General features: G+C 66.2%; 14 protein-coding genes. 4 read left to right on the forward strand and 10 right to left on the reverse strand.

Features of this window, described 5'->3' with window-relative positions; genetic code table 11:
• Positions 1 to 27 precede the first annotated feature (27 nt).
• Positions 28 to 903 carry a formate/nitrite transporter family protein gene (locus AB0P29_RS11965; protein ID WP_363380010.1) on the reverse strand — a complete coding sequence of 292 codons (876 nt, stop codon included), beginning with the start codon at positions 901 to 903 and terminating at the stop codon, positions 28 to 30.
• 185 nt (positions 904 to 1,088) lie between these two features.
• Here AB0P29_RS11965 and AB0P29_RS11970 point away from each other — a divergent pair, with 185 nt between their 5' ends.
• Positions 1,089 to 1,949, forward strand: a complete 861-nt coding sequence (locus tag AB0P29_RS11970) for a PfkB family carbohydrate kinase (protein WP_363380012.1) — start codon at positions 1,089 to 1,091, stop codon at positions 1,947 to 1,949.
• A 16-nt stretch (positions 1,950 to 1,965) separates the two neighbouring features.
• On the opposite strand, the gene AB0P29_RS11975 is transcribed toward AB0P29_RS11970, so the two are convergent.
• Positions 1,966 to 2,307, reverse strand: coding sequence for a hypothetical protein (locus AB0P29_RS11975; RefSeq protein ID WP_311286375.1), 342 nt, complete (start codon positions 2,305 to 2,307; stop codon positions 1,966 to 1,968).
• 132 nt (positions 2,308 to 2,439) lie between these two features.
• Between AB0P29_RS11975 and AB0P29_RS11980 the strand changes: the two genes are divergently transcribed.
• The 3 genes from AB0P29_RS11980 (at position 2,440) to AB0P29_RS11990 (ending at position 3,811) form a co-directional block, all read left to right on the forward strand.
• Entirely contained in the window at positions 2,440 to 2,946 is a 507-nt protein-coding gene (locus AB0P29_RS11980) for a MarR family transcriptional regulator (RefSeq protein ID WP_311286374.1), read from the forward strand.
• A 79-nt stretch (positions 2,947 to 3,025) separates the two neighbouring features.
• Positions 3,026 to 3,385, forward strand: a complete 360-nt coding sequence (locus tag AB0P29_RS11985; protein WP_311286373.1) for a hypothetical protein — start codon at positions 3,026 to 3,028, stop codon at positions 3,383 to 3,385.
• Positions 3,386 to 3,505: 120 nt separating this feature from the next.
• Positions 3,506 to 3,811 carry an alpha-L-rhamnosidase N-terminal domain-containing protein gene (locus AB0P29_RS11990; RefSeq protein WP_363380016.1) on the forward strand — a complete coding sequence of 102 codons (306 nt, stop codon included), beginning with the start codon at positions 3,506 to 3,508 and terminating at the stop codon, positions 3,809 to 3,811.
• Between the two features lie 161 nt (positions 3,812 to 3,972).
• On the opposite strand, the gene AB0P29_RS11995 is transcribed toward AB0P29_RS11990, so the two are convergent.
• The 8 genes from AB0P29_RS11995 to AB0P29_RS12030 form a co-directional block, all read right to left on the reverse strand.
• On the reverse strand, positions 3,973 to 4,941 hold the full coding sequence (locus AB0P29_RS11995; RefSeq protein ID WP_253036125.1) for a cytochrome c oxidase assembly protein: 969 nt from the start codon (positions 4,939 to 4,941) through the stop codon (positions 3,973 to 3,975).
• A gap of 79 nt (positions 4,942 to 5,020) precedes the next feature.
• Complete coding sequence (locus tag AB0P29_RS12000; RefSeq protein WP_253036124.1) at positions 5,021 to 5,356, reverse strand: DUF6804 family protein; 336 nt, start codon at positions 5,354 to 5,356, stop codon at positions 5,021 to 5,023.
• Entirely contained in the window at positions 5,353 to 5,889 is a 537-nt protein-coding gene (locus tag AB0P29_RS12005) for a signal peptidase II (RefSeq protein ID WP_311286337.1), read from the reverse strand. Before AB0P29_RS12005 ends, AB0P29_RS12000 begins: the two co-directional genes overlap by 4 nt.
• Positions 5,890 to 6,227: 338 nt before the next feature.
• Positions 6,228 to 7,139 (reverse strand): cation diffusion facilitator family transporter, encoded by a 912-nt coding sequence (locus AB0P29_RS12010; RefSeq protein WP_253036122.1) that lies wholly within the window; start codon positions 7,137 to 7,139, stop codon positions 6,228 to 6,230.
• An 873-nt stretch (positions 7,140 to 8,012) separates the two neighbouring features.
• On the reverse strand, positions 8,013 to 9,551 hold the full coding sequence (gene lnt, locus AB0P29_RS12015) for an apolipoprotein N-acyltransferase (protein WP_363380019.1): 1,539 nt from the start codon (positions 9,549 to 9,551) through the stop codon (positions 8,013 to 8,015).
• Positions 9,552 to 9,607: 56 nt separating this feature from the next.
• A complete protein-coding gene (locus tag AB0P29_RS12020) occupies positions 9,608 to 9,853 on the reverse strand; it encodes a hypothetical protein (protein ID WP_363380021.1) in 246 nt (81 codons plus the stop codon).
• Positions 9,854 to 9,916: 63 nt separating this feature from the next.
• Positions 9,917 to 10,945, reverse strand: a complete 1,029-nt coding sequence (locus AB0P29_RS12025; protein ID WP_363380023.1) for an NAD(P)/FAD-dependent oxidoreductase — start codon at positions 10,943 to 10,945, stop codon at positions 9,917 to 9,919.
• A gap of 277 nt (positions 10,946 to 11,222) precedes the next feature.
• Positions 11,223 to 11,606, reverse strand: a complete 384-nt coding sequence (locus AB0P29_RS12030) for a hypothetical protein (protein WP_363380025.1) — start codon at positions 11,604 to 11,606, stop codon at positions 11,223 to 11,225.
• Between the last annotated feature and the right edge of the window lie 146 nt (positions 11,607 to 11,752).

Consider the following 11,752-nt stretch of genomic DNA (forward strand, 5'->3'; position numbering starts at 1 on the left):
GTCTCTTTACGATGCCGGCCACGTCGGTCACCGGGTGGGGACGGCGGAGCCTGCGGCGACGGCGCGGGCAGCGGCGGCTTCGCGACGCGACGGGCGCACGCGGCGCGGGGCGGCGGGACGTCCGTACGTCAGATACAGCGGGATGCCGACGAAGAGCAGTCCGCCCACGAGGTTGCCGAGCACCGTCGGGATCTCGTTCCAGATCAGGTAGTCGCCGATCGTGAAGTCACCGCCCAGAAGCAGCCCCGACGGGAAGAGGAACATGTTCACGATGGAGTGCTCGAAGCCCATGAAGAAGAACAGCATGATCGGCATCCACATCGCGACGATCTTGCCGATCACGTCCTTCGACACCATCGCGAGGACGACTCCGGTGGCGACCATGGCGTTGCAGAGCACGGCGCGGACGAAGAGGGTCAGCATCCCGTTGGCACCGTGTTCCGCGTAGCCGACCGTGCGGCCCTCGCCGATGTGGCCGATCGCCTGACCGACCTCGTTCGGCGGGGTCGAGAAGCCGTTCGTGAAGACGATCGCCATGAGCAGCGCGATCGAGAACGCGCCGATGAAGTTGCCGAGGAAGACGAGTCCCCAGTTGCGCAGGATGCCGCCGAGCGTGACGCCCGGGCGCTTGTCGAGCCACGCGAGGGGTGCGAGCACGAACACGCCGGTGAGCAGGTCGTAGCCGAGCAGGTAGAGCATCACGAACCCGATGGGGAAGAGCACGGCGCCCAGCAGCGGCATGCCGGTGGTGACGCTGACCGTGACGGCGAACGCCGCCGCGAGCGTGAGCAGCGCGCCGCCCATGATGGAGCGGATGAGGGTGTCGCGGGTGGAGAGCATGACCTTCGACGCGCCGGCGTCGATCACGGTCTGGACGAGCTCGGTGGGCTTGACGTACGTCATCGCAGATCCCTTTCAGTCGTGGAGCCGGGTATGAGGCTCGACGCTAAAGGGCGGGTGTTTCCCCCGACCGCACCGGGATCGACCGCTTTGGTTACCTCTTCCTCTCTTCGGAGGGAGGCGCGATGTGAGAACGGATGCGTCCGGTCGTCGGCCTCCGGAGCAGAGACCGATGGTTGACTGAGCGCATGACTGTCGTCGTGTGCGGGCCCGCCACCTGGAACCACCTGATCGAACTCGATCGGCTCCCCGAGCCGACACCCCACATGCAGTTCGCCACCGGATCGGTGCGGACGGTCGGCGGAACATCGGCGGGCAAGGCGGTCCACCTCGCGGAGCTCGGCCTGGACGTGAGATTGCACGCGCTTCTCGGAGCGGATGCCGAGGGTGCCGCCGTCGCGAACGGGCTCGCGCGTGCGGGCGTGCGGCTGGCGCGCCACGCGTCCGAGGCCACGGAGCAGCATGTCAATCTGATGACTCGGGCGGGCGAGCGGGTCTCCCTGTACGTCGCGACGCCTTCGGCGGCGGATCCGGCGATCGTCGCGGAGATCGGTGACGATCTGGACTCCGCCGCTGTCGCGGTCGTGGACCTCAGCGCGCTCGGGGCCGAGCTCGTGGCGCGCGGCATCGACGCGCCGGTCTGGACGGACCTCCACGACTACGACGGGAAGGTCGCATTCCATGAGCCGTTCCTGCGCGCCGCGGAGGTCGTGTTCATGAACGACGATGCCGTCGATGACCCGTGGCAACTGCTGGAGTCGTGTCTGCAGCGCGGCCCCCGTCTCGCGGTGTGCACGCGCGGAGCGTCAGGGGCGATCGCGATGGACGCGGCTCGCCGTCGGTACGCGGTCGCCGCAGTAGAGGTCGACGTCGTCGACAGCAACGGGGCCGGCGATGCCTTCTTCGCGGGATTCCTCGCTGCGCATGGTGCGGGTTCGGACGTCGATGCGAGCCTCGAGGCCGGTGCGCGACAGGCTGCGGTCGCCCTCGCGTCGCCTCACCTGCATCCGGCGCTCAGCGAGCCGGACGCGGGCACGCGGGCCGGCTGAAGACCGCTGCCGGAGGTCAGTCGACGTCAGTCTCCTCGTGGCCGACGGAGCGGGCTTCGAGGTAGGCGCAGAGCTCCGCGGCGACGGACAGCTCGACGGCCATCGCGTGCAATTGGTGGCTGTTGAGGATCGTCGTGTCGGGTTGCGGCTCGATGGTCACGCGCCACGACGCTGCCCCGACCTCGGCCGGTTGCATGAAGATCGTGACGGTCGCGTTCTCGAGGGGGACGACCACCAGGCCGGTGTCGGCGCCGCCGGTGCCGTCCTGCACGATGACCTTGATGCGCTCGCCGGCGCCGCGGGCCTCGTGGAACTCGTCGACCCAGCGTTCGAGGGTCTCTTTGCTTCGGAACGGCATGGGCTTCCCCTCTCGCGGTTGCGGGAGAGTAGCGGATCCGGGGACACGTGGCTACTGGCGGCTGTCCGCCCGCTCCCATCACCTATTCTCGACGAAGTCGTCGCATTTCGGCGCGACCGGTAGGGAGTGGATGTGGCGGACGGCGAGGACAAGGCCGGCTACTGGTATAACGAGGCCCCCGGCGAGCGGGATCGTGCGCGTCGTGTCCTGGAGGCCCTGCGCACCTATCGTGCCGCCGAGGCCGCCATGCGTCGCCGCACCAGGGACTCGATGGCGATGGGTGAGAACGAGCTTCTCGCGCTTCGCTACCTTCTGCGTCAGCCCGACCACTCCGCCCGTCCCGCCGAGCTCGTGAAGTATCTCGGGGTCACCTCGGCGTCGATCACGACGATGCTCGACCGGCTCGAGAAGACCGGACGCGTCCAGCGGATCGCGAACCCGACCGATCGGCGCAGCATCTTCGTGCGGGCGACGCCGCACGCGAACGAAGAGGTACGCGAGACCCTCGGGCGCATGCACGGGCTCATGTACGACGTCGCCGTCGGGATGACCCCCGACGAACAGGAGCACGTCGTCGCCTTCCTGCAGAAGATGACGGATGCGGTGGACGACGTCGCGCCCGTGACCGCCGAGGCCTGACCGCGGCATCCGCTGTACCCGCCGCGGAGCGGGAACGCAACCATTCCCGTGATTCCGTTGCGACGCCCATAGTGGGCGTATGAGATGCATCACGTACGCCGGCGAGACCGTGGTCACGACCGATGACGTCGCGGAGGCTCTCGTCACGTTGACGGCCGCCGTCGCAGAGCGCGGCCGGGCCCATGCTGTCACGATCCCGATCGTGTTCGAGAAGAACGGGGAGATCGGCGAGGCATCCCTCGTCATCGGCGTCGGCAACGACGTGCTCTCGGTCGCGACCGACTGGGACCGTCCCGAGCCCGACTTCTCCTTCGCCGCCGCGCAGCTGCGACACCACCCGCATTTCCCTCGCGGCGACGGCGGCTCGGGTGAGACGATCTTGGACGAGGGGCCCGAAGCGTACTGGGACCCCGACCTCGACGGGTTCGGCCGGGCCTGACCTCGTCGGGCTCTGCCCGAACGGAAGGTCGCGAGATGCGCGCATCCCCCTCGACGATGCCGCCTTCCTGACGGCGGAAGCTTCGGAGGGGGTGGCCCTGCGCTTCCACGGTGCGACGGGATGCCCGTCACCGAGTCGGTCCTGAACCCCGGGTGGACCTCGTACGAATGGCGGCTCGCCTACCACTCGTTCGACGTGACGGCGATCGTCCGGGGCGCCACGGGCGACCTCGAGGTCGGCTTGCTGCTCGGCAACGGGTGGTGGCGCGGCCGGCTCGGGTTCGGTGCCGCGAACGGGAACTACGGTGACGGGATCGCCGTCGCCGCGGCGCTCGAGGTCGAGTTCCGCGACGGGCGGCGACAGCGGCTCACGACGTCGCCGGAGCGGCGGGCAACGGCATCCGGGATCACACGCAAACGCCGGTAGTGCTATGCCCAGCCCCACCGATCCGACCACGACTCCTATTGCGGCGAGGCCGACGACGCCGCGGCGGGATATGGTGCGAAGCGATCGCAGTTCGTCGGCTGTGGGGGCGCACCCGCAGTCAACGTCAGGCACACGCAGGGGCTCCTCCGCGTTGCGGCGTCTCATCGGGCGTCCTTCCGGGCGAGGGCAGTGAGGTATTCGTTGTACGCGTCGAGTTCGGCGTGCCCGTGCACGTCGGCGTGCCGGTCGGCTTCAACGGCGCGCCGTGTGTCGTCGCGGAACCACCGATGCACGACGTAGATCAGCATGAAGAGAGTGGGCCCTTCGCCGTACGACCACGCGAGTGCACCTGCCAGCCACTGATCATCGAGGGGGTCGATACCCCATGCGGCGGGCGGAGCGGCGAAGCGGTCGACCAGGAGGGTGGTGCTCATCATGAGAAACACCCCGAAGAACGCGTGGAGCGCCGCCTCGGCAAACAGATCGAGGGCCTTGCCGGGGTACGACATCCGCGACGGCAACGGATCGCTGGAAAGAATCGGAACCGTGAACAAGACCCCGACCGTCAAGAATGCGACATCGAGCAGCTGATGTCCGCCGGGCAAGGTGAGGATCGGGTCGGCCAGTTTGGCGAGGTACAGCCCGTAGAACGCCAACAGGTGCAGGGGGACAGCGACGGCAGGGCTCAGCACCCATCGGGCAGCTCTGCTGCGCAGGCCCGCGTGCGCCAGTCGGAGGATGGTGAGGCCCAGGCCTTGGTGTGGTGTCGCGCGGAGAAGCAACGTTCCGGGGGACCCCAGGATCAGCAGCGGCGGGATGGTGAACATCAAGGTCAACTGCTGGAACATCGACACCGAGAACAATGCGTAACTGTAGTTCTCGATACCCAGACCGGTGACGACGAACAGGAGCACACACCCCAACAGGAACGACCCTGCCCGCATCATCGACCAGCGTCTTCTCCGCCGTCGCAGTTGGACCACTCCCGCCACATACGCGGCCGCCAGCACGATTGCCACCACCGGAAGTACCGGAAGCGGCTGCGGGTGGGGGGTGAGGAACGCGAGGAACGAAGGCGGCGCGTCGGGGATCCAGGCACTCACCGGGTAGCTCCCCACCTTGGCAGCCACAGCTCCGCGATCGTCCTCAATGGGGCGTGCGGCGGCGGTGTTCGGCGGCGCGGCGCCGTGCCGCTGCGTGTGCGGAATGTCACGGTCGGCGTACTTTGATGAGCGAGCCGGCAATGAGGAACGCAACCGCGGCGACCGGTTGCGCCGCTGACCACACGGGCCCTGAGAAGGGGAACGGGAGGATGGGATTCCAGAGCACGACGATCGTCGCGAGCACTGGAATCCACCACCATTGCCGGGCTTGGAACGCGAACCACGCGGCGATCGCCGCGAGAATGGCGACCACGAAACGCACGATCGCGAACCAATCGCTGTCTTGCAGCGTGGGGGCAAGGAAGAGCACCGCCGCTGCGATGAGTGCCGGTGCCAGAGCGTTGCGCTGGTAGGTCGAGGGAATGCGCTGCTTCTTGGTCATCGTGCACGCTCGTCCGGTACCCGTGCGTGGGAGTCACCGTGTTGTGCCGTCGCCCGGCGGTGCCGACGCTGCCGCCACAGGGCGAGGAGCAAAACGCCTCCACCGACCCCGAGTGCGACATCAGCGAGATTTCCGATGAAGAGGTTCCCGTACGCCAAAAAGTCGATGACGTAGCCGCGACCGAACGCGGGGTAGAAGAAGAGCCGGTCGATGAGGTTTCCGATCGCGCCACCGAGGACGAGCCCCATTCCGACGGCCCACCCCGGCGTTCGCGAGCGCCATGCGGCGATAACGAGAAGCGCGGTCGCGACCACGCCGAGCGTGGTCAGCACCCATGTCATGTTCGAACCCAGGGAGAGGAACGCTCCCGCGTTGAAGGCCAGCTGCAAACCGAGGAGATCCCCAATGAGCGGGATGCGCTCATTGGGGCTCAACCCGCTCAATGCGTTGGCTTTGGTGCCTTGGTCAATGAGGACGGTGAGCCCGGCGGTGACGAATGCGAGAGCGACGAGGCGCAACCGGTTAGCGCTCATCGGATCCCTCCCCGGTTCGCAACTCGGCGAGATCGCGACGGCGCCGTTCGCGGCCCATCATGACTACGACGATGAGACAGCCACCGATGAGTGCGACCCCACTGACAAGCCCTACAAGTGGCAAAATTTGGCCGGTTGAGTTGGGTTCGTTGTGTACGTCTCCCGCGGGAGTAGGCGGGGGTGGCGGGCTGGGGGTTAGCTCCGAGCCGCTCGTCGACGTGGGTGCCGGGGGCGCTGTGGTGAGCTCGCGGGCCTCCGCTGCGGCAGCCGGTGCGACGATCGCCGATCCGGCGACTGCCGCGGCGAGCATCATGGCGGTGAACCACCGACAGTGTCTATTACGCATGGGTGCGGTGCTCTCCGAAGTGCGATTGGGGTTCGATCTGGAAGGTCGAGTGCTCGATGCTGACCGGGAAGTGGTCACTCACACACATCTGCAGTGACCGCAGCAGCTGCGCGGATTCCTCGCCGTTGAGCCCGTCATCCACCACCACATGCGCGGTCAGGGTCGGCAGGTCTGTCGACACCTGCGATGCGTGAAGGTCGTGGACGGCGATGACATGAGGTAGCTCAAGCAGGTGCCGGCGCACATCCTGGAGGTTGAGGCCCGGTGGGGTGGACTCAAGCAGCACGCTCCCTGCAGTGCGGAGCAAAATCAGCGTTCGGGGAATGATGAGCAGCGCAATCAGAATTCCCGCGACCGCGTCGGCTTGGTACCACCCGAATGCTGTGATCGCGATCGCGCTGGCGATCACACCGACCGACCCCAGCGCGTCATTGAGAACCTCCAAGAACGCGGCGCGCATGTTCAGGTTTTTCTTGCGCCCGCTCAGCAGCACGAGCAGTGACGCGATATTTGCGACCAGGCCGACGACACCGAAGAAGAGGAGCGCGCCGGAAGATATCTCGGGCGGTTCAAATAGGCGCCGGATTCCTTCGACGAGAGCAAACAAGCCAACGCCCAGCAGCAAGGCCGCCTGAGTCAAGGCCCCCAACACTTCAGCACGACGCAGCCCCCACGTGTGGCGGTCTGTCGGGGCACGATCCATCAGTTGGGCGGCGGTAACCGCCATCCCCAAACCAACGACATCGGTAAGCATGTGCGCTGCGTCGATAAGCAGGGCAAGGCTGCCAGTAATCACTGAGCCCACGACTTCAATCACAAAGACCGAGGCTGTGATCGCGAAAGCGATCAGCAGACGCCGTCGCGGCGTTCCCTCCACTGCCCCATGGCTGTGGTCTGATCCCATGTGTCCGCTCCTCTCGCAGGAAAAGATCGATTCGATAGACGCTCATCACGCGACCGCCCACCGGCGACCGCGCAGATGGGATGCGTGCTGAGTTGTCGTCGTCAAGCAGCACGCGTTATCTCCCGGGGCGTGAACCTCGCGGCCGGTGCCGGCGGGCAGCCGCGAAGAGGCGGGTGCCCGCCGATCAGGTGATAGGGACTGTGCTCAGATCCGGGCGACGCAAAGAAGAGCGAGCGTCGGCCCCTGGACATGTGCGCGGCGCGGGGTGAGCGGCAGTCGTACTCGTCGTGTTGAACCAATGAAGCGGGGTCGACCGAAGAGAGTGAAGACTCGACGCAGCCACGCGATTCCGAGCAGGCAGCAAACCACGCCGAAGATGCAAACGCCTGCTGTCGTCGCAGCCACGTTGTCGGAAGTGGTCGTGAGGGATGTGGTCGCCTCCGTAGAGGACGGGGAGGCGTTGCTGACCGCGGGTACCGGCGTGCCTGCGACACCGTCCACATGGGACATCGCCAGAATCCCGACCATCAGCAAGAGGGCTGCGATGCCGACCGTAATGAGTTTCGTTATCGGTCGGGCGGTGGTGCCTGCTGTCGTCGCGTGCGTTAGCGGCATCCCAACCATGGCGGGGAAACTATACCAACCGGGAGGTGGCAGGAGTGTTCGCCCGGGAGGGTGTCGGTGTGCTCGCCTGGCGGGGACCTGACCCGCGGGCCGCGCGGATGCCGTTGAGGATGATGAAAACCTCTGCGATTTCGTGCACGAGGACGACGCCTGCAAGCCCGAGCACCCCCCTCGATCCGACATAAGGCTGATTATCGGTCTGCTCGCAGGTCGCTGAGGTGACGGTCGCCGCCCTTAGGTCTTACCCCGCTAGGCGGGCGACATCTTGTGTCGTAGCCGAGTTCTTCGATGGGTGATCCAGCCAGCAATCATCAGGACCGCGAGTCCGCCCCATGCTGCCCCTATCGACACGGAAGTGCCCACGATGATTCCAGGTGTCGCCCCGGTCCGCAGTTCGACTTGTTCAACGAGTACGCCAGCTTCACCGGCGTTCAGTGAGGCTTGCGTAGAACCGTCTGGCCGAATGACTTGGCTGGTGCCGACTGTGGATACATTCACAACGGCCCGCCCGGTCTCGATTGCTCGCATGCGCGCGAAAGCGAGCTGCTGCAGGTTCTCATCTGTTCCGCGGAAGTCGGCGTTGTTTGTCTGGAACACGAGCACTTCTGCGCCGCTGGTGATGCTTTCTGCGATGACGTTGTCGTAGATCACGTCGAAGCAGATCGCGAGACCGACGGTAATCCCGGCGACTGATATGACGGGGCTGTCGGTACCGGGGGAATACTCGCGTTGGATGAGCCCGACGAGGTCCGGCGCGAGCATGGTGTAGAACCCTCGATCGGGCACGTATTCACCGAACGGTACGGGATTGCGTTTCGCATGGGTCTGCACCTGTTCCCGGGTAGGGGCAGGGCTGATGGTCGGGTCCCACAGGAACGAAGTATTGAACAGTTTGTTGCCTGAGCTCGTGGCGGCATTGGCTAGCACGGGGGCGCCCAGTTGCGTGCTGATTTGCGTCAGGTTTGACGCGAGATAGTCCTCTTGGAAGGGGTCCGCGTCCAATCCCTCTGGCCACACGACGAGGTCGAGATCGGCTCCGCGGAGCGCAGTGGAAGCTCTGCTCTGAGCGGATGCGATCGCCCCGGGCGCGCGCTCATCGAAATAGCCTGACGGGCCGTTCCCTTGCACAGCACCGAGACGCATGGTGCCAGCCGGTGTCGTGGGGAATGCGGGAGTGAGAATGAGTACGCCGACCGTGAGGAGCGGAGCAACGTACCGCGCGGGAAAGCGCCATGCGCGCGTGCGGACCCATTCGATGAAGACTGCAACAGCAAACACCATCGCAAAGCTCAGTCCGCTCACACCCACCCAGGAGGCGAGGGAGGCGGCTGGTGCTTCCGACTGCGTCATACCCAGCCGCGCCCACGGGAAACCACCGTACGGCCAGGCACCCAGCATCACCTCCCGGCCCGTCCACAGCGATGCAACGACGACGGGCAACAGGATCAGCCGGGCCCTGTCGGAGCGGATCAGCTGGGGTAGCCATCGATACGCGAACGTCAGCGGTATCACCCACACGGCCGTTAGCACGCCCTCAACGATCGTGAGCGCGGCCCATGGGAGAGGGCCGAGGTAACGGGACGTCCAGGACACGAGCAGGGAGAAGAACACCAGCCCGAAGACCAATCCGACGGCGAGCGAGCCCATCACACTGCGACCGATCGCTGCGATCAGCAGGACACCGGTGGCAACGAACGCGGCCGGCCACCACCCCACATCCGGGTAGGCCATATCCATCAGGATGCCGGCGACGGCAGCCGCTGGCAGCGCAGCCCACAGCGGCAGCAACGGGGGGCACGTCCATTGCCGAGGTTCGCGCGGGCCGAAGGCCAAAAGACGCCGGGTCATGACGGTTTGTGTCCCGCAGCGATCGCTCCCACCAAAAGCAGCAGCGCACCCATCGGGTACCCGGCGACGAGATCCACCCAGCCTTCCGGTTGGCCTGGACCAAACGCTTCAAGATGGGTCAGCCAGTGCACGACCAGGACGATGACACCGGCGAGCATGGTGATCTGGCCGAGCCGCAGCCAGCGTTGACGATGCCGGTATCGACGCGCAGGGTCGTCCGTGTCGTCGCGGTTATCAGTCATCTGAGTCTCCTTTTCATGCGACTGCGGCTATATCGCTGCGGTCGCGGGACGTGTGCGGTGTGGTCATGGCCGATCGACGATCTGCCGGGCGATCGTGGCGGCGTCGCGCCACACCCCGGCGAGCGTGTCGGCCCGACGCCAGCTGTAAGCCGGTACACCTGCAACGAACAGGCCCGGCATTGAGGTGCGTGTACGGCGGGTCGTGTCGGAACGCGTTGCTTCCGGTAGCCATTGATCCGCGGGCTCGTAACCGGTCGCGAGTATCAACGATTCGATTCCTCGCAGCCGCTTCCCCGTTGTCAGCTGAACGGAAGTACGGTCGGCCACGTCGGCGACGGCAGCAGCCACCCTGACCCGCGAGCCGTCACGCCCGGAAAGGGTTTCTGCAGAGTCCGGCTCCGGTCCTTTGGGCCAGGGAACCCATGCAGTAGGGACACCTGCGGTGGTCCGTTGGCGGCTGATCGAACGGAGTCGTCGAGGCGAGCGAGTCGACAGGGTCACCGTGTGGGATCCTGCGAGCTCACGGGCGATCTGCACGCCGCTGTGACCCCCGCCCACGACCAGTACCTGGCCGGGAGGGATCTGCCGGGGGTAGTGATAGTCGCTGCTGTGGAGGAGGGCCCCTGGCAACTGCAACCGGGTCGCCCATTCGGGAACCAAGGGACGCGCGGCTGCGCCGGTCGCGCACACGACGTTGCGTGTCTGGACCTCACCAGCCGTGGTGGTGAGGGTGAGCGCCGTGCCTTCCCCGCGGCGCTCCAGTTTCAACGCTCGAACCTCCCAGACTGGGGTGACGCCGAGCTCTCCCTCCACGGTGTGCAGGTAGTCAGCGATCTCATCAGCTCGCGGGTGGCGGTGGGGATCGCCCGGTACTGGCCGGACGGTGAGTCCGCTGTGGCGAGCGGAGCTGAGCAGCTCCATCGAGTGCCACCGCGTCCTCCAACTGCGGTGACCTGGCGGTGCAGCGTCGATCATCACGAAATCCTGCTGAGGGCGGAGACCTCGACTGATCAGTTCAGCGGCGACGGCGAGACCCGTCTGCCCGGCCCCGACGATGATGGCTCGTCGATGGGACAGCCCGACCGAGGTCACCGGCGGCTCCTGCGCTTTCGGGCAGCATGAGGGCCTGTTCCCAGGTGGCGGGGGGCCTGCACGTTCAGCGTCGTAGGGTGTGAGCGGTGTGTTCCCTGGGGTGCGGGGGTCTCGGGGCGGGAACGAAGGCGCCGGTGATGTTGGCCGCGTGGCGCGGCGGCGATCGGCGGGGTTGCCGCCAAGAGAACAGACATAGGGACTCTCCAGAACAAGAAACGGCAGGTCACGGTTCTCCGCCGCGACGGCGGGGAACCCCTGAGAAGGACAGGACCCGGGTTCAGGTTCGGGAGATGGACAGCTGATGGAGCGATGGCGGCATCGGTGGCGCGAGGACGCGTGCGAGCGATGCCTGCGTCGAGCGGGGAGCTATCGTTGCCGATCTGGCGGTACCGCGGTGCAGCAGATACACGCGAAGAAGAGCCACGAGCAGCAAAGTGCACAGCACACCGATGAGGCATGCCGCTGCACCAGTGACTCCGCGCGAGGTGTCGATCGCTGCGTCAACAGACGTGAACCCTTCGGTCACGCTTGGGACGCCGGTGGAAGCGGATTCGAACATAGCGGAGGTGGTTGCGGTGTCAGAGTTCTGCGCGTGCGTTGTCGAAAACACCCCCGCGCACACCAGTAGCGCGAGCACGATTCCGGCGAGGATGCGCACCATCGACCACCGGTTTCCGCCTGGGCGGTGACCTGAAGAGCGCAGTCCTGACAACATGGTGACGAAAACGTAGCAACCGCTGTTATGAGCTCGCCGTGCTCCCTTCGTAGCGACTTCCGGTGCGGTTCTCTGCCTCAGGAGGGCGCGGT

Origin of the sequence: Microbacterium sp. NPDC080220 (assembly GCF_040686395.1) — a bacterium.
Lineage (GTDB): Bacteria > Actinomycetota > Actinomycetes > Actinomycetales > Microbacteriaceae > Microbacterium > Microbacterium gawkjiense.